This is a genomic window from Micromonospora sp. WMMD1155 (assembly GCF_029581275.1).
Lineage (GTDB): Bacteria > Actinomycetota > Actinomycetes > Mycobacteriales > Micromonosporaceae > Micromonospora.
In genome coordinates, this window is sequence record NZ_CP120742.1 from 4473820 (window position 1) to 4491122 (window position 17303).

At 73.3% G+C, this 17303-nt stretch carries 15 protein-coding genes; 5 read left to right on the forward strand and 10 right to left on the reverse strand.

Annotated features, from left to right (window positions below; all coding sequences use genetic code 11):
• Positions 1 to 52 precede the first annotated feature (52 nt).
• From O7617_RS20690 to O7617_RS20705, 4 genes are all read right to left on the reverse strand, one after another.
• Entirely contained in the window at positions 53 to 922 is an 870-nt protein-coding gene (locus O7617_RS20690) for a sugar phosphate nucleotidyltransferase (protein ID WP_282257499.1), read from the reverse strand.
• Positions 919 to 1461, reverse strand: coding sequence for an NUDIX domain-containing protein (locus O7617_RS20695; protein ID WP_282257500.1), 543 nt, complete (start codon positions 1459 to 1461; stop codon positions 919 to 921). Before O7617_RS20695 ends, O7617_RS20690 begins: the two co-directional genes overlap by 4 nt.
• 54 nt (positions 1462 to 1515) lie before the next feature.
• Positions 1516 to 3312: an HD domain-containing protein gene (locus tag O7617_RS20700; RefSeq protein WP_282264811.1), complete on the reverse strand. Its 1797-nt coding sequence runs from the start codon at positions 3310 to 3312 to the stop codon at positions 1516 to 1518.
• Positions 3313 to 3439: 127 nt separating this feature from the next.
• On the reverse strand, positions 3440 to 5194 hold the full coding sequence (locus O7617_RS20705; protein ID WP_282257501.1) for a DEDD exonuclease domain-containing protein: 1755 nt from the start codon (positions 5192 to 5194) through the stop codon (positions 3440 to 3442).
• 127 nt (positions 5195 to 5321) lie between these two features.
• Here O7617_RS20705 and O7617_RS20710 point away from each other — a divergent pair, with 127 nt between their 5' ends.
• From O7617_RS20710 to O7617_RS20730, 5 genes are all read left to right on the forward strand, one after another.
• Positions 5322 to 6776 (forward strand): NYN domain-containing protein, encoded by a 1455-nt coding sequence (locus tag O7617_RS20710; RefSeq protein ID WP_282257502.1) that lies wholly within the window; start codon positions 5322 to 5324, stop codon positions 6774 to 6776.
• Positions 6777 to 6844: 68 nt separating this feature from the next.
• Positions 6845 to 7564 carry a DinB family protein gene (locus tag O7617_RS20715; protein WP_282257503.1) on the forward strand — a complete coding sequence of 240 codons (720 nt, stop codon included), beginning with the start codon at positions 6845 to 6847 and terminating at the stop codon, positions 7562 to 7564.
• A gap of 252 nt (positions 7565 to 7816) precedes the next feature.
• The gene (locus O7617_RS20720) at positions 7817 to 8035 is read left to right on the forward strand and encodes a hypothetical protein (RefSeq protein ID WP_282257504.1); all 219 of its coding nucleotides are present in this window, start codon (positions 7817 to 7819) and stop codon (positions 8033 to 8035) included.
• A gap of 309 nt (positions 8036 to 8344) precedes the next feature.
• Positions 8345 to 9604, forward strand: coding sequence for a M48 family metallopeptidase (locus O7617_RS20725; RefSeq protein WP_282257505.1), 1260 nt, complete (start codon positions 8345 to 8347; stop codon positions 9602 to 9604).
• Positions 9601 to 10725 (forward strand): glycosyltransferase family 4 protein, encoded by a 1125-nt coding sequence (locus O7617_RS20730; protein ID WP_282257506.1) that lies wholly within the window; start codon positions 9601 to 9603, stop codon positions 10723 to 10725. Before O7617_RS20725 ends, O7617_RS20730 begins: the two co-directional genes overlap by 4 nt.
• A 9-nt stretch (positions 10726 to 10734) precedes the next feature.
• Here O7617_RS20730 and O7617_RS20735 read toward each other — a convergent pair whose 3' ends face one another.
• The 6 genes from O7617_RS20735 to O7617_RS20760 all read right to left on the reverse strand — a co-directional run bounded on the left by O7617_RS20735 (position 10735) and on the right by O7617_RS20760 (position 17298).
• Entirely contained in the window at positions 10735 to 11397 is a 663-nt protein-coding gene (locus O7617_RS20735) for a lysophospholipid acyltransferase family protein (protein WP_282257508.1), read from the reverse strand.
• A 19-nt stretch (positions 11398 to 11416) separates the two neighbouring features.
• Positions 11417 to 12001 carry a TetR/AcrR family transcriptional regulator gene (locus tag O7617_RS20740; protein WP_282257509.1) on the reverse strand — a complete coding sequence of 195 codons (585 nt, stop codon included), beginning with the start codon at positions 11999 to 12001 and terminating at the stop codon, positions 11417 to 11419.
• Positions 12002 to 12192: 191 nt separating this feature from the next.
• Positions 12193 to 13851 carry a bifunctional diguanylate cyclase/phosphodiesterase gene (locus O7617_RS20745; RefSeq protein WP_282264812.1) on the reverse strand — a complete coding sequence of 553 codons (1659 nt, stop codon included), beginning with the start codon at positions 13849 to 13851 and terminating at the stop codon, positions 12193 to 12195.
• Positions 13852 to 13930: 79 nt separating this feature from the next.
• Positions 13931 to 14740, reverse strand: a complete 810-nt coding sequence (locus O7617_RS20750) for an SAM-dependent methyltransferase (protein ID WP_282257510.1) — start codon at positions 14738 to 14740, stop codon at positions 13931 to 13933.
• A gap of 190 nt (positions 14741 to 14930) precedes the next feature.
• On the reverse strand, positions 14931 to 15599 hold the full coding sequence (locus O7617_RS20755) for a response regulator transcription factor (RefSeq protein WP_007072219.1): 669 nt from the start codon (positions 15597 to 15599) through the stop codon (positions 14931 to 14933).
• Between the two features lie 7 nt (positions 15600 to 15606).
• Positions 15607 to 17298, reverse strand: coding sequence for a GAF domain-containing sensor histidine kinase (locus tag O7617_RS20760; RefSeq protein WP_282257511.1), 1692 nt, complete (start codon positions 17296 to 17298; stop codon positions 15607 to 15609).
• Positions 17299 to 17303: the final 5 nt, after the last annotated feature.

Genomic DNA, 17303 nt, shown 5'->3' on the forward strand with positions numbered 1-17303 from the left:
CTAGATGTTTTCCGGCCGGGCCGAGCGAGGGCTGCCGACCAGAGCCGTCGGGCTACCTGTAGGCGGCGGCGGGCACGGTGCGGCCGTCGCCGAACCGGACGGCGTCGACCAGCCGTTCCCCGTCACGGACCGTCGCGCCCGGCCACACCACGCCGCGCAGCACGTCGCCGTCGACCTGTGCGCCCGCGCCGATCACCGCCTCCACGCAGCGGCCGGTGACCGTCGCGGTGGGGTCGACGAGGGTGCCGCCGGCCGCCGCGTGCAGGTTGGCCGCCAGGTAGTCGGGCGGGGTGCCGGTGTCGAAGAAGGTGCCCGGATAGGGCACCACCTCCAGGGCGCCTGCCGCCTCCGCCGGGCGCCAGACGGCGTGGACCAGGTCGGAGACGACGACCGGCAGGTCGCGGACCAGTCGCCAGGGCAACAGCGAGAAGCCGGTGAAGCAGTGCCCGTCGAAGGTGCCCGGCGCCGTCGGGTTCGCGGCGGGCCGGCCCAGCAGACGAACGGTGTACCCGTTCCAGCCGTCGAGCAGGGCGGCCACGTCTCGGCCGGGCGCGGCCGCCGGGTCGGCGAGGTACGCGTCGGCGTTGCCGACCAGCACCGGCCGTCCGTCGATCCAGTCCCGCAGGTTGGCCACCCCGCCCGCGGTGCCCAGCGGGTCGCCCACCTCGACGGACAGGTGCGCGCGGTCACCGACGTGCGCGACGACCTGGTCGCCGAGGTAGCAGGCGTTCACCGCGACCCGCTCCGGACCGGTCAGGCCCAGCCCGGCCGTCCGGGCCAACGCGCGGTCGAGCAGCGGCACGTTGCCCACCGGGCAGAGTGCCTTCGGGACCTGTTCGGTGAGCGGGCGCAGTCGGGTGCCCTCGCCGGCGGCGAGCACCACCGCGCACAGCTCCGCCGGCACGCCCGCCGCGCCGGTCATGGCAGGTCGTCCGGGACCGGTGGCGGGAACTGCCCGGCCAGCGGCCCGATGTCGTAGTAGGCGAGCAGCCGGGCGGTCGGCCAGGTCAGCTTGGGCAGGTCGTCGAGCGGGTGCCAGGCGGCCTCGAAGACCTCACCGCCGTCGACGGTCAGCTCGGTGGTGGACGCCGGCACCTCGGTCTCGAAGACCATGTCCACCCAGCCCTTGGCGTGCACGATCGCGTTCGGCGTGGCCGGGCGCAGCCGCGACGGGGGGAGCCGGATGCCGGATTCCTCGAACAGCTCCCGGGCCGCCCCCGCCACCGGGGCCTCGCCGCGGTTCAGCAGGCCGGCGGGGAGGGACCAACCCTTGCCGGGTGGCTGGCGCAGCATCAGCAGGCGGCCCGCGCCCGTCGCCTCGGCGTCGCGGACCAGGGTGACCGCGCCGACGATGTACTTGGGCACGGCCAGCCGGACCAGCCGCCGACGCACCGGCAGCGGCATTCGGTAGAAGGCCTGGTAGAAGATGGCCCGACCGGTGGCGCGGGAGCGGGGGATCATGACTCCAGGCTAGTGGTCACGAATGTCCTTCGGACGCGCCGGGGCCGGCCCGGGTCACTGTCGATGGTCGACCAGGTCGATGAGCTGGCGTACCACGGTGTCCGGTTCGATCACCCGGTCGAAGACGGCGACCAGCATGGTCTCCAGGTCGGGGTAGCCCAACTCCTCGGAGAGGCGCAACAGGGGCAGGTCACTGGCGAGGCCGCGGTTGTGCTGCCGGAGGGCGAGCCCGATGGTGGCCCGCCCGAGGCGGACCTTGTCGCTGATCGTGATGCCCGGCTCGGTGTGCTCGGCGAACCACCTGTTGATCTGCATCTGCGCGTTGGGGGACTTGACGAAACTGAGCCACTCCCGGCGGGGGCCGCGTGGCGCCACCCCGGCCTCGAACCCGTTGTCGCCGTCACTCTCGGTGAAGATCTCGACCACGTCGCCCTCGTCCAGCTCCGAGCTGAGCGGGGCCAGCCGACCGTTGATCCGGGCGGCCAGGCAGTGATCACCCCGCTCGTTGCCCAGCTCGTACGCCAGGTCGACGGGGGTCGCACCGGCCGGCAGCACGACCTGCTGCCCGTCGGCGAAGACCTGGATCTGGCCCTCGGCGAGGTCGCAGCGCAGCGACTCGTAGAACTGCGCCGGGTCGGCGGCGTCCGGCTCCCAGTCGAGCACCCGGCGCAGCCAGTCCAACTGCTCCGCGCGGGCCGCCGCGCTGCCGCTGTTGCCCGAGCGCGGGAAGCGGAAGTCGGCGGCGATGCCGTACTCGGCCGAGCGGTGCATCTCCTCGGTGCGGATCAGCACCTCGACGGTGCGGTCCTGCGGGCCGCAGACGCTCGTGTGCAGCGACCGGTAGAGGTTGTTCTTCGGTGAGGCGATGAAGTCCTTGAAACGGCCGGGGATCGGTCGCCACGTGCCGTGGATCGCGCCCAACGCGGCGTAACAGTCGGTCGCCGGGCCGTCGACGACCACCACGATGCGGGGCAGGTCGTACGGAGCCGTGTGGTTGCCGGCGATGGTGTCCTTCCAGATCGAGTAGAGGTGCCGGGGACGAGGACTGACCTCGGCGTCGACCCGGCTGCGTTTGAGCGCGACCCGGGCCCGGGCGACCACCGAGTCGAGGTACGCGTCCCACCCCGGTCGGTCGTGCACGTGTCGGGCCAGCCGGGCGTGCTCGTCGGGCTCCAGGTGCAGCAGCACCACGTCGTCCAACTCGCGCTTGAGGGTCTGGATGCCCAGCCGGTCACAGAGCGGGACCAGCACCTCCTGGGTCTTGCGGGCGATCCGTTCCCGGGAGGAGGCCGAGCGGACCCCGAGGGTGCGCATGTTGTGCAGCCGGTCGGCCAGCTTGATGATCAGCACCCGGACGTCCTTCGCGGCGGCCACGATCATCTTGCGGATCGTCTCCGCCTCGGCGGCCTTGCCGTAGAACGCCTTGTCGAACTTGGTCACCCCGTCGACCAGGTGGGCCACCTCACCGCCGAAATCCTCGGAGAGCGCCTGGAGGGTGTAGCGGGTGTCCTCCACCGTGTCGTGCAGCAGCGCGGCGACCAGGGTCGTGGAGTCCATGCCCAGCTCGGCGCAGATCTGCGCCACCGCGAGGGGATGGGTGATGTACGGCTCCCCGCTCTTGCGGAACTGCCCGCGGTGCATGTTCTCCGCGATCGTGTACGCCCGGCGCAGCACCGCGGGGTCGGTGCCGGCGTGGATCCCCCGGTGGGTGCGCACCAGGTGGGTGACCGGGTCGGAGTCGGTGGTCGGCCAGCTGAGCAACGACCGCAGCCGGCGGGCGAGCGGCAGCTCGCCCGGCTGTGTCGGAAGGGCGCCCCCCAGGGCGGCGCCGTGTCCGGCGTCGACGTCCACGAGGGACACCTCCTCACCCCGGCTCCACACCGCCGGAGGCCGGCGGCGGGAGCAGGCCCACGAATCGGGCAGGACTGCACTTCTCTAACAGCCTAAGCGAGTCGACGTAGTCCGATCGGTCAGTTGGTCATGAGCGTTCGGTCGAGAGTTGCTGGGACGAGCCGTTCTCGGCCTTCGCCAGCAGGTCACGGAACCGCCCCGCCCCACCGGCCGGCGAGGACCAACCGGAGGACATCTCCACCAGCCGGGTCTCCGGTCGTTCCAACCAGGACAGGATCCGCTCGGACTCCTCCGCCGTGGCGGCCGGCACCGGGCCGTGCCCACCCGACACCGTCTCGGCGGTGGCCCGGATGGCGGTCAACGTGGGCCGCGGGTGGGCACCCGGCGGAGACACCCCGGCACCGGCCAGCCGACCGTGCCGGACCAGCGCCAACTCCCAGCCACCTCGCGCGGCGGGTCGTGCGGCGGCCAGCTCGACGATCCCGGTCAGCGCGGCCAACCGCTGCATCCGCACCGTGGCCCGCAGCACCGCGGCCAGTCGGGACCGCACCACCGCCGCGTCCTCGTAACGCTGGTCGGCCGAGAGCACGTCGATCCGGGCGAGCAACGCGTCCACCACCGGCTGGGGGTCGGCGGCCGTGGCGGTGCGGAACGGCTGCGCGGCGCGGTGGTCGTACTCCTCGGGGGTGATCTTGTGTTCGCAGGGTGCCGGGCAGCGGCCCAGCTCGGCCAGCGCGCACGCCGGCGTCACGGTGCGTAGCGAGAGCCGGTGTGTGCACTGGCGCAGCGGCACCGCGTCGTGGAACCCGGCGGCGGCCAGCTCCGCGGCGCGCCGGGAGGTGAACGGCCCGAGGTACGCGGTGTCGGTGGGGGAGAGGTCACGGACGATCGACAACCGGGGGTACGGACCGTCGGTCAGTTTGAGCCAGACCATCCGCTCCGGGTATTTCGACCGTCGGTTGTACGGCGGGGCGTGCGCGGCGATCAGCCGCAACTCCCGGACCTCCGCCTCCAACGAGTGCGCGCACTCCACCGCCTCGACCCGCTCGGCGGCGGCCAGCATCTCGGAGATCCGGGCCCGCTTCTCCCCGGCGGTGAAGTAGCTGCGCACCCGGGTCGCGATGTCGACGGAGGTGCCCACGTAGAGCGGACGGTCGTCGGCGGCCCGGAAGATGTAGACCCCCGGCACCTTGGGCAGCCCCTCGGCCAGGTGCCGTTTGCGGCGCTGCGTCGGGCTGACCGCCCGGGCGAACTCGATGGCGTCGCCGACCGTGTCCACCCGGTGGCCGCCGAGCCGACCGATCAGCCCGTGCAGCACGTCGACGGTGGCCTTGGCGTCGTCCAGAGCCCGGTGGGTGGGCTGGGTGGTGGTGCGGAAGTAAGCGGCGAGCGTACCCAGCTTGCGGTTGGGCACCTCGTCGCGGGTCAGCACCCGGCGGGCCAGGGCCGCCGTGTCCAGCACCCGGGGGTTGGGCCACCGGTAGCCGTGCTTGGCGCAGGCGGCCTTGAGGAACCCCACGTCGTACGGGGCGTTGTGGGCCACCAGCACCGCGTCGGCGATGAACTCCAGGAAGCTCGGCAGCACCTGCTCGATCGGCGGCGCCGGCAGCAGCATCGCCTGGGTGATCCCGGTCAGCACGGTGATGAACGGCGGGATCGGCTGACCCGGGTTGACCAGCGTGGCGAGCACACCCAGCTGCTCACCGCCGCGCACCTTCACCGCGCCTATCTCGGTGATGCCGCCGCCGTCCGGCGCGCCGCCGGTGGTCTCCAGGTCGACCACCACGAAGGTGGTCGCGTAGAGCGGCAGCGCCGGGTCGACCCCACCCACCGCCGGGTCGAGACCAGCGAGGGACTCCTGGACGTACTCCGCCTGTGCCATCGGCGGCACGCTAGCGCCCTGGTCCGACACTCCCGTCGCATGCGCCCCACCAGTCACCATGGGGCTAGGATGAGAGATCGGCTCACTCACCGGGCGGTGGGCCCGCTCGCGGTGGGAGACTTGCCACATGCCCCTCGCCGAGCCGCACGACGACCACCTCCCAGAAGAGGATCTGGTCGCGCTCGACGGGGCCTCGGGCAACCCGGACGACAACGTAGTCAGCGAGACATCCGACGCATCCGACCCGACGGCTACCGCTGACGGCGGCGCCGTCGAGCCGGAGCCGACGTTGCCCGAGCCGGTCCGGCAGCGGATCGTGACGCTGACCGCCGCGGTGCTGCCCACGCTGCCCGCCGACGAGGTGCCGGTGCCGCTGCGCCGGGTCGCCAAGTTCGCCCCCAACCGGCGGGCCCGGCTCGGCGCGCCCGTCATCGCCGCCCAGCTCACCGCCGACCCGCTGTTCCGGCAGCGGGTCACCGCCCGCGTCCTGGCCGACGCCGGTGACCTCGGAGCCGCCGTCGTCGAGGGCACCGCGCCCGCCGCCGCCGACCCGGTCGAGGTCGCCGCTCTGGCGTACCTCGCCCGCCCGCGTGGCTGGCGGGAGCTGATCGACGCCAGCGGCGCCGCCGTTCGCGCCGAGGCGGACAGCGCGGTCGTCGCCGAACTGGTCCGGGAGGCCGAGCAGCGCGCCACCCGCGCCGAGCACGACCGGGCGGTGGCACGGGTCGAGGCGGAGAAACTGCGCGACGAGTTGGCCCGCGTCCGTGAGGAGTTGGGACAGCTCCGCGAGGAGTCCCGGCAGGTCGCCCGTACCCTGCGGGAGACCCAGGCCCGCGAGCGCAAGGCCACCGAGTTGCTGGCCACCGAGCGTGGCCGGGCCGCACGGGCCAGCGCCGACGTGGACGCCGAGCTACGCCGGGCCCGGGCCCGGTTGGCCGAGGCGGAGGCCGCCGCCGGGGTGGCCCGGGCGAGTGCCAAGGAGGCGCGTTCGGTCGACGACGCCCGGCTGTGGCTGCTGCTGGAGACCATCGGCCAGGCCGCCGTCGGCCTGCGCCGGGAGCTGGCACTCGACCCGGTGGACAAACTCCCCGCCGACTTCGTGGCCGACGCGTTCGCCGAGCAGCCGGGCACCGCACCGGCCAACCCGGCCGCCCGCGCCCGCGACACCGACGACCCGGCCCGGCTCGACCAGTTGCTCGCCCTGCCCCGGGCACACCTGGTGGTCGACGGCTACAACGTCACCAAGCGCGGCTTCGGCGAGATGTCCCTGGAGCAGCAGCGCAAACGCCTGATCACCGGGCTCGGCGGCATCGCCGCGCAGACCGGCGACGAGGTCACCGTCGTCTTCGACGGCGCCGAGCGGATGCACGGGCTGCCACCCGCGCCGCGCGGCGTTCGGGTGCTCTTCTCCCGCAAGGGCGAGACCGCCGACGAGCTGATCCGGCGGCTGGTCCGTGCCGAGCCGGCCGGCCGCCCGGTGGTCGTGGTGTCCTCCGACCGCGAGGTCGCCGACGGGGTACGCCGGCACGGCGCCTACCCGCTGGGCGCGGACTCGCTGCTGCGGCGGCTCGCCCGCTCCTGACCGCGCGTTGCCGGCGCGTGTCGGACCTGAGCGTTAGCATCGCCGCGACCACGGGGATGGGAGGCGCGATGGTGCCGGAGGACGTGAAGGTCTTCGTCGACAAGGATCTGCGGGAAGCACGGTTCAACCGCTCGACACTCGCGGGCGCGGTGATGCGTGGCGTCGACGTGGACGGTCTGCACATCGACGCGCCATGGCTGGCCGAGGGCACGCTCCTGGTCAACGGTGTCGACGTCGTGCCGCTCGTCGAGGCCGAGCTCGACCGGCGGTTCCCCGGCCGCGACCTCAGGCAGGCCGGCGAACCCGCCGATCTCCGGGCGGGGTGGGCGGCGGCCGAACGAGCCTGGGCGGCGGCGGTCGACCGGGTCCTCGCCATGCCCGAGGGCGCGGTCGACGTGTCGATCGACGGCGAGTGGTCGTTCGCGCAGACGCTGCGTCATCTCGTGTTCGCCGCCGACGCGTGGTTGGGCAAGGCGATCCTGCGCCTGCCGCAGCCGTTCCACCCGCTCGGTCAGTCGCACGTCGAGTATGAGACCGACGGCTTCGACATGTCGGTCTTCGCCACGGAGCAGCCGACCTTCGAGGTGGTCCTCCGGGTGCGGGCCGAGCGCCAGGCCATGGTGCGCGATTTCCTCGCGACCGTCACGCCGGACCTGCTCGCCGAGTCTCGGCCGAGCGCGTGGTGGCCGGAGCACATCGTGTCCGTCCGGCGCTGCCTTCACGTGATTCTCAACGAGGAGTGGCAGCACCTCCGCTTCGCGCTGCGGGATCTCGACGCGCAGGGCTGACCAGGCCGGGCCCTCGTCACCGTCCCCGCGGACCTGTCGGCGTTGACGGATGATCCACGCCAGATCGCCGATGTCGCGGTGTCCGGGTGGTCGGGTTACCCCGATATCGCTGATCTGGAGGGGATCTCGCCCGCAACGGGTCGGTGGCGACGGTTCTGTCGTACCCGGTGGTTAGCGTCGATGTGACCGACGGTGCTCAGGTGGCGACGACAAGGCGTCGACTGCCCGCCGCGAGCGATCCAGGAGGCGTTCATGCTCATCGACTGCGACGGGTGCGCGAGGCGGGGTGACGACTGTTCCGGCTGCCTGCTGGCCGCCCTGTTCGACGACACGTCCCCGGCGGCCGGGCTGGTCGCCGCCGAGGTGGAGGCGATCGAGGTGCTCGCCCGGGCCGGTTTCGACGTGGAGGTGCTGGAGGTGCCCGCGCACCGCGCCACCACCGGCCGCCGGGCCACCCGCCGGGTGGCCTGAGAGCGGCACCGCACGGCCATCGTGGTCGCGCCGGGTCGCCGGGTGGCCTGGGGGCGGCACCGCGCGGCCATCGTGGTCGCGCCGGGTCGCCGGGTGGCCTGAGGGCGGCACCGCGCGCCATGGTTTGTCGCGCCGGGCACCGGGTGGCCGAGCGCGACACCGCGCCCGATGCGCGCCTTTCGCGGGCCATAGGATGGGCGGTCACGGCGGGAGGAGCGGCGGGATGAGCGGGGTACGACGCGACGACGGCACGGCTGTCGGCGGCGCTGCGTTCGGTGGCGGCGACCCGGCCCCCCGGGCGGTGTCGCGGTGACCCCGCGCGGGTGGGCGCTGCTGGCCCTGGCCGGGTTGACCGTCGCGTTGGTCGTGATCGCCGCGCTGCTCATCCCCTGGCACCGACCGCCGGCGCCCCGGGCCGACCAGCTCGCGGCGCTGCGTGACCTGCCGGCCGAGCAGGTGGCCAGGGGGCGGGAGTTCCGGTCCGCGTTGCGCCCCGGCAGCTACACCGCGCTCGCCGTCGGGCTGCTGGTCGCCCTCGCGCTCGGGCTCACCCCGCTGGGCAGCCGCCTGATCGAACTGGCGGGCCGGCCCTTCGGTGGGCACTGGGCCGCGCAGGCCGTGCTCGGCGGGCTGGCCGTGGTGCTCGTCGCCGACCTGGTGACACTTCCGTTCGCCGCCTGGCGGCAGAGCGTGCTCACCCGCTACGGGCTGAGCACCAACGGTTGGAGCGGCTGGGCGGTCGACCTGCTCAAGTCGTACGCGGTCAGCGCGGTGATCGGCGCGGTGGCGCTGTTCGGCTTCTACGCGGTCATCCGGCTCGCGCCGCGCTGGTGGTGGGCGTTCGGCGCGGGCGGCGCGGCAGTGCTGGTGATCCTGCTGTCGTTCGTGCTGCCGGTGCTGGTAGAGCCGGTGTTCAACCGGTTCACGCCGATGGAGCAGGGGCCGCTGCGCACCGAGCTGATGAGCATGGCCGCCCGGGACGGGGTGCCGGTGCGTGACGTGCTGGTCGCCGATGCCTCCCGCCGCACCAAGGCGGTCAACGCGTACGTCTCCGGTCTCGGCCCGACCCGGCGCGTGGTCGTCTACGACACGTTGCTGACCGAGGCGACACCGGCCGAGGTGACCGCAGTGGTGGCGCACGAGTTGGGGCACGCCAAGGATTCCGACGTGGCGGTCGGCACGCTGACCGGGGCGCTGGGAGCCGCCGCCGCGGTGGTGGCGCTCTACCTGCTCGGCTCGTGGGGGCCGCTGCTGCGGCTGGCCGGTGTCGACTCGGTCGCCCATCCGAGAGCGTTTCCCCTGCTGTTGGCCCTGGTCACGGTGGCCGGGTTGGTGGCCGCGCCGGTGCAGGCGTTGATGTCGAGGCGGGTGGAGGCACGGGCCGACGCGCACGCTCTCGCGCTCACCGGTGACCCGGATGCCTTCGAGTCGATGCAGCGGCGGCTCGGCTCGGTCAATCTCGGCGACCCCGACCCGCCGCGCTGGGAATACCTCTACTCGGCCTCGCACCCGTCCACAGTGGAGCGGATGGCCGCCGCCCGCGCGTACGCCCGGGAGGCCGGTCGATGAGTCGCACACTGCTGATCACCAACGACTTCCCGCCCCGCCCCGGCGGGATCCAGTCCTTCGTGCACAACCTCGCGGTGCGGCAACCGGCCGGCTCGGTGGTGGTGTACGCGTCCAACTGGCGAGGGTCGGCGAAGTTCGACGCCGACCAGCCGTTCGAGGTGATCCGGGAACGCACCCGGGTGCTGCTGCCGACCCCGTTGATCGCCCGACGGGCGGCGCGGCTGGCTCGCGCGTACGACTGCGACACGGTGTGGTTCGGCGCGGCGGCCCCGTTGGGGCTGCTCGCGGCCGGTCTGCGCCGACGCGCGGGCGTACGCCGGGTGGTGGCGCAGACCCACGGCCACGAGGTCGGTTGGGCGGCGTTGCCGGCTGCCCGGCCGGCGCTGCGGCGCATCGGTCGGGGTGTGGACGTCACCACCTACCTCGGTGAGTACACCCGCAGCCGGCTGGCCCGGGTGCTCGACGGGGTGACTGAGCTGCGCCGGTTGGCGCCCGGCGTCGACGTGGACACCTACCACCCGACGGTGGACGGTGAGCCGGTCCGGGCTCGGCTCGGGTTGACCGATCGGCCGGTGGTGGTCTGTGTGTCCCGGTTGGTGCCGCGCAAGGGCCAGGACATGCTGATCCGGGCACTGCCGGAGATCCGCCGTCGGGTGCCGGACGCGGCGCTGCTGATCGTCGGCGGTGGACCGTACCGGGCCACCCTGGAGAAGCTGGCCCGGCAGACCGGTGTGGAACGGGACGTGGTGTTCACCGGCTCGGTGCCGTCGGCCGAGTTGCCGGCGCACTACGCGGCCGGCGACGTCTACGCGATGCCGTGCCGCACCCGCAACCGTGGGCTCGACGTCGAAGGGCTGGGCATCGTCTACCTGGAGGCGTCCGCGACCGGCCTGCCGGTGGTGGCCGGTGACTCCGGGGGCGCGCCGGACGCGGTCCGTGAGGGCGAGACCGGCTACGTCGTCCATGGCCGGGACGTCGCCCAGCTCGCCGACCGGGTCTCCCGGCTGCTCGCCGACCGGGACCTGGCCCGCCAGTTGGGTGCCGCCGGCCGGGCGTGGGTGGAGCGCGAATGGCGCTGGGAGGCGCAGGCGGAACGGATGGCGGCACTGCTCGCCGGCTGACCGGCGCCCTCAGCTCTCCCGGGGCGGGGCGTAGCGCGGCACGTACTCCTGGCCGGTCAGCTTCTGGATCGCGGCCATCACCTCGTCGGTGATCGTCCTGATGTCGCGGGGCCCGGTGATCCGGTCGGCGACCGGGATGGGTGGGCCGAACCGCAGCGTGACCGGGTGGCGGCGGGGCAGTCGCGCGTCGACCGGCAGCACCTCGGCGGTGCCGACGACGCCGACCGGGATGATGGGCACCTCGGCGTCGCGGGCCAGCCTGGTCATCCCGACCCGACCCCGGTAGAGCCGTCCGTCGGGGGAACGGGTGCCCTCCGGATAGACGGCGACGAGGCCGCCGGAGCGCAGCACCGGTACGGCGGCGTCGAGGGCGCGCAGGGCGGCCCGACCGTCGGCGCGGTCGACCCGGATGGCGCCCATGCCGGCGACGATCCGGCGGTTGAGCCAGCCGCCCGGACCGCGGCCGGTGAAGTACTCCGCCTTGGCCCAGAACGTCACATGTCGGGGCGTCGCGGTGACGAGGAACAACTCGTCGGCGACGGAGAGGTGGTTGCCGGCGAGGATCGCGCCGCCGCGACGGGGCAGATGCTCCAGCCCTTCCACGTGAGGCCGCCAGCCCAGACGCAGTGCGGTGCCGACGGTCAGCTTGGTGAGGTCGTACAGCAGGGGCACGTGTCCTCCGGAGGCGGGGTCAGGTGGGGGTCGGGCCGAGGTGGGCGTCGAGCGTGGCGCGCAGCAGGGCATCGTCGTCGGTGGCGCCGGTGGCCAACGGCAGGCTGCCCCAGGCCCAGAGTTGGGCGATGCCGTGCAGGTTGGCCCAGAGCGCGCCGGCGAGCACCGGCGCGGGCGCGTCGGTCGGTCGGCGTACCTGGGCCACCAGGTCGGCCAGCACGGCGAACAGCGGGAGGCTCGTCTCCCGCAGCCGAAGCCGGCCGCTGTCCAGCAGGTCGTGGCGGAACATCAACTCGAACATGCCGCGATGGGCCGCGGCGAAGTCGAGGTACGTCCGGGCCAGCGCGGTCAATCGGGTACGCGGGTCCGGGTCGACGTCGCGCATCGTCTTCTCGACCCGGGCGGTGAGGTCCGCGAAGCCCTCGCGGGCGATGGCGGAGAGCAGGTCGACGTGGGTCGGGAAGTAGCGGCGGGGTGCGCCGTGCGAGACGCCGGCGCGACGGGCGATCTCCCGCAGCGACACCGCCGACTGGCCCTCGCTCAGCACCAGGTCGACTCCGGCGGCCACCAGTCGCGCCCGCAACCCGGTCTCGTCCACATCCATAGACACTGTCTACCAGACGGCGTAGACGCCGTCTACGCCGCGTTGGTGTCGGTGCGGCGTGGGCCGGGATCTCGCGCCCTATGTCTTCACACCATCAGCGATACTGCTGCCTCAGCCGCGCGGGAGACACCAACAAACCTGATGTTGCGCGGATCTTGACGAGGAACACCCGCCGCCGACGGCCGGACGGGTCAGCGGATGCGGGCCAGGATGCGGTCGGCGGGGGCCGGGCGGCCGAAGTGCCAGCCCTGGGCGGCGTCGCAGCCGATCGCGCGCAGCCGTTCGGCCTGCCCGGCGGTCTCCACCCCTTCGGCGGTGACGGTCAGGTCCAGCGCGTGCGCCAGCGAGACGAGCGAGGCGAGGATCCGTTCGTCGGTACGGCCCACCGACGGCGACCGCAGGCCGGCCACGAACTCCCCGGCCACCTTCAGCTCGGTCACCGGTAGGTCCCGCAGGTACGCCAGGTTGCTGTAACCGGTGCCGAAGTCGTCGATGGCGATGCGTACCCCGAGGTCGGCGAGGACCCGCAGGGCGCGTACCGGCTCCTCGGCGGTGCTCATCATCGTGCTCTCGGTGATCTCCAGTTGCAGCCGCTCCGGAGGCAGGCCGGTCTGGCGCAGCAACGCGCGGACCTCCTGCACCAGCCCTGGCCGGTGCACCTGGCGTACCGCCAGGTTGACGCTGACGAACGGGGCTGCCGCGCCACCGGCGGACCAGGCCTCCGCCTCCCGGCACGCCTCGGCCAGCACCCACCCGCCGAGCTGCACGATCAGGCCGGTCTCCTCGGCCAACCCGATGAAGCTGTCCGGTCGCAGCACCCCGAGCTCCGGGTGCCGCCAGCGGACCAGCGCCTCGACCCCGACCAGGCTGCCGTCGCGCAGTGAGGTCAGTGGCTGGTAGTCGAGGTAGAACTCACCCCGCTCCAGGGCTGCCGGAATGGCGGCGGACAACGCGTAGCGGGCCAGTTCACGTTGGTTGCGCTCGGCGTCGTAGAGGGCCCAGCGGGCCCCACCGGCGGCCTTCGCCCAGTGCAGGGTGCTGTCGGCGGCGCGCATCAGGTCACTGGGATTGGCCCCGGCCACCTGACGCTCGACGATGCCGATGCTCGCCGAGATCTGCAGCTCGTGCCCGTCCACCAGGGCCGGTGTGCCCACCGCGGCCAGCGCGGTCTCGGCCACCGTCACCATGGAGTCGGTGCCGCCGCTGTGCTCCACCAGGATGACGAACTCGTCGCCGCCGAGCCGGGCCACCAGGTGCTGACCCATGGCCTTGGACAGTCGTTCGGCGACGGTGACCAGCAGTTGGTCGCCCACCTGGTGCCCCAGGGTGTCGTTCACGACCTTGAAGCGATCCAGATCCAGGAAGCACACCCCGACCCGCTGCGCTCCCCGGCCCGGCTCGTTCAGGGCGGCGGCGAGCCGCTCGGTGAACAGCGTGCGGTTGGGCAGGGCGGTGAGCGGGTCGTGGGTGGCCTGGTGGCGGAACCGGGCCTCGCTGGCCCGCAACGCCCGTTCGGCCTGCGTACGAGCCCTCATCGCCGCCCGGCGGATCGACTCCTGCTCGTCGAGCGTCCGGTCGCGCAGCGCGCGGGCGTAGCCGGTCGCCACGGCCGCGAGCAGCCGAGCCATCCGGTCCTCGACGTCCTCGGCGACCAGACCGAGGTCGCGCACCAGGCGGAGCTGGATGACCTCGACGGTACGCCCGAGCCCCTCCGCGGAGGCGATGTGCGCGGCGACCAGCTCGGTGCCGACCCGGTGCCCGGCACGCACGTCGAACGGCTCGGTCAGCAACGCGCCGGCCAGTTCGCCGGTGAGCCGGTCCAGAAGCGTTTCCAGCTGGGCCTGCGTCATCGGCAGATAGCTGGTCCCGGAGACCGCCTTGGCCCAGGCGCGGGCGAACGTGCCCGGGTGGGAGGTCACCCCGGGCGGCTCAGCCACCGAGCCGCCCGACACCGCCCATGAAGACCGCGCGTTCGGCGTCCTCGGCGCTCTCCGGAGTGTCCGGTCGCCACTCGGGCACCCAGACCACGCCAGGGTCGAGCAACTCGAACCCGTCGAAGAGCGCGGTCAGTTCGGCGCGGCTGCGCACCCACAGAGGGTTGTCGGTGCGCTGGTAGACCCGCTCCGCCTCGGCCCGTTCGTCCTCGCTGCGGCCGTCATCGCTGGCCTGCGAGAGCACGAGGTAGCTGCCGGGGGCCAGTGCGTCGCGCAGGGTCCGCAGCAGCTCCGCCGGCCGGTCGTCGTCGGAGACGAAGTGCAGGACGGCGACGACCATCACGGCGACCGGCTCGCTCAGGTCGAGCAGCTTACGGACGTCCGGGTGGGTCAGGATCGCCTCCGGGCGTCGCAGGTCCTCCTGCACCACCACCGCCCGTTCGTTGCCGGCGAGGATCTCGCGGCTGTGCGCCACCGCCACCGGGTCGACGTCCACGTAGACCACCCGCGACTGCGGGTCGAGCCGCTGGGCGATCTCGTGCACGTTGCCGACGGTCGGGATGCCCGAGCCGATGTCCAGGAACTGCCGGATCCCCGCCTCGGCGAGGTGGTGCACGGCCCGGCGCAGGAACGCCCGGTTGGCCTGGGCCATCAACGGCGCCTCGGGCACCGCCGCGACCATCGCCTGCGCCGCGGCCCGGTCGGCGGCGAAGTTGTGCGAGCCACCGAGGTAGTAGTCGTACATCCGGGCCACGCTCGGGCGCTCGATGTCGATGGTGTCGGGTGCCCAGTCCGGCCGCTGCATGCGTCAACCCCTCGAAATCCTCGACGCGGGCGACGTCGCCCGCGCGGGTATTGTGCACCCGCCACGCACGCCAGACCATAGCGCGGCGGAGGTTCCCCGCCGACGTCGGTCGATGCGCGACGGTCCGCGCCGGGCCGAAGCCGGCGCGGACCGTCGAGACATCCCGTCCCGCTCGACGAGCGGGGGCAGGTCAGAACTTGGGCGCGTCCGGTGCCTCGAGCAGGCCGAGCCGAAGCGCGGTCATCAACGCCTGAGCCCGGTTGGCCGCCCCGAGCTTCTCGTAGAGCTTCGAGATGTGCGTCTTGGCCGTGGACTCGCTGACGAACAACTGCTTCGCGATGCCCGCCACGCTCATCCCGTCGGCGAGCAGCCGCAGCACCTGCCCCTCCCGGGGCGACAACTGCGGGCCGGACGGGGCGAGCCGGCGCTTCATCGCCTCGGCCAGGTCGGCGGCCGTGAACGCGCTGGGGGAGGAGGCGGCGTGCCGCGCGGCGGCCACCACCTCGTCGGCCGGGGCGGTCTTCGGCACGAAGGCGCTCGCGCCGGCCTCCAGGGCGCCGAAGAGCTGGTCGTCGCCGGCGTACATGGTCAGCACCACGATGCCCATCGACGCGCTGGACTTGCGCAGCGCGCGGGTGGCCTCCAGGCCGCTGCCGTCGGGCAGCCGCAGATCCATGATCACCACGTCCGGCTGCAGGGCGCCGGCCTGGCGGACCCCCTCCGCCGCCGTGGCCGCCTCACCGACGACCTCGAACTGACGGTCGCGCTCGAAGGCGTGCCGCAGACCCTTGCGAATCAGGTCATGATCGTCGACAAGGAGGACCTTGGTGCGGGTGGCCGGTGTCGGACTTGTGGTCATCCTCGGGTTACTCCCCTTCTGGTGCTGCGCTGTCGCGCACGTTGTCGCGCCGGGACGAGGAACCGAGAACCACCGCCACGGTCGTGCCGCTGGGTTGCCGCGGCCTGATCTCCAACCGGCCCCGGATACGTTCCGCCCTCTCGGCCATGATCGCAAGACCGTACCGTCCGTCGGGGCGCTGGTCAGCCATCCCCTGACCGTCATCCGACACTTCTATTTGCGCGTACGGGGGGTCGACCTCACAGGTGACCCACAAATTCGAGGCTCCGGCGTGCTTGCGAGCGTTGGTCACCGCCTCCTGGGCGATGCGCAGCAACTCGGCCTCGGTGGCCGCCGGCAGCCGGGCGGTGGACTCGTCCAACGACAGGTGTACGCGCAGCCCGCCGGACGCGCCCACGGTGCGTGCGTACTCGGCGATCGCCGCGGCCAGCCCGCCCTGCCGGTCCACCTCGCTGCGTAGCTCGAAGAGGCTCAGCCGCAGTTCCTGGATCACCCGGGTCACCTCGGCGCGCAGCGTACGCAGGGCCTCGGCGGTCTCGTCCGCGTCGTCGAAGACGGTGGCCATGGCGTTGTCGATGCCGTAGCCGACCATCACCAACTCCTGCGCCACCCCGTCGTGGATCTCCCGGGCCAGCCGCTGCCGTTCCTCGTTGGTGGCCAGCGAACGGACCTCGTCGAACAGCAGCGCCGCCTCCAGCCGCAGCGCGGCCGGGCGGGTCAGCGCCGTCACCCGGGACACCACCGGCGGCGGGTACGCCTGCGCGGCGTCCGCCTCCAGCACCACCAGCCCCACCGTGCGTACCCCGGCGACCAGCGGGACGATCAGCGCGGACACGTCACCGCCGCGGTGCGAGCGCGACTGGGACCGCGCGGCCGTCGTGGCCTGCTGGCTGGCCCACGCGTCGGCGATCGCCGAGTCCGCGTCCAGCGTCGTCTCCCAGTCCACCCGGTCGACACCGGCCTGGGCGAGCACCACGAGTCGGCCGCCGCCGCTGGCCGAGAGCACCGCCCCCCGGTCGGCCTGGGCCACCGTGCGCAACTCCTCCAGGAGGTGCTCGGAGATGCCACCCGGGTCGAGGGTGGCCCCGGGCAGCTGCCGGGCCACCGTCCGCAGCTGGGTCAGCAGGCGGGTGGCCTCGGCGTACGGCTGGGGTTTGCCCTCGCCGCGCACGGCCATGACGCGGTGCAGGGTGCCGGCCGCGTAGAGCCCGAGAGCCGCCAGGATCAGCCACTGCGCGCAGACCGCGAGGTAACCCGGCTGGCTGAGCTGGATCTCGCCGCCGACAGTGGTCAGGGCACCGCTGACCAGCAACGCGGCGGCCGTGACAGCGAGCAGGGCGGAGCCCTCCCGGAAGCGGCGACGCAGCGCGGTGACGGTCACCGGGACCGCCAGGTACGGCAGCATCGCCGAGGCGCCGAGCCCGTCGACGGTGCCGCCGATCGACGCGACCGCCGCCACGTGGCTCGCGGCCAGGCCCAGGACCACCACCTCCGCCACCCTGCTCAGCGGCGCGACCAGCCGGTGCTGGGGGGCCAGCAGGGACGGCAGCCCGGCCACCGCCAGCAACGCGACCCACCACAGCTGGGTGACGTCACGGGTGGCGAACAGGGTCAGGACGGCGATCAACGCCAGCATCACCAGGCGGGCGGCCGCGGCGAGGGGATGCGGGTGCGGTGCGGTGGCTGTGGATGCGGGCACGTGAC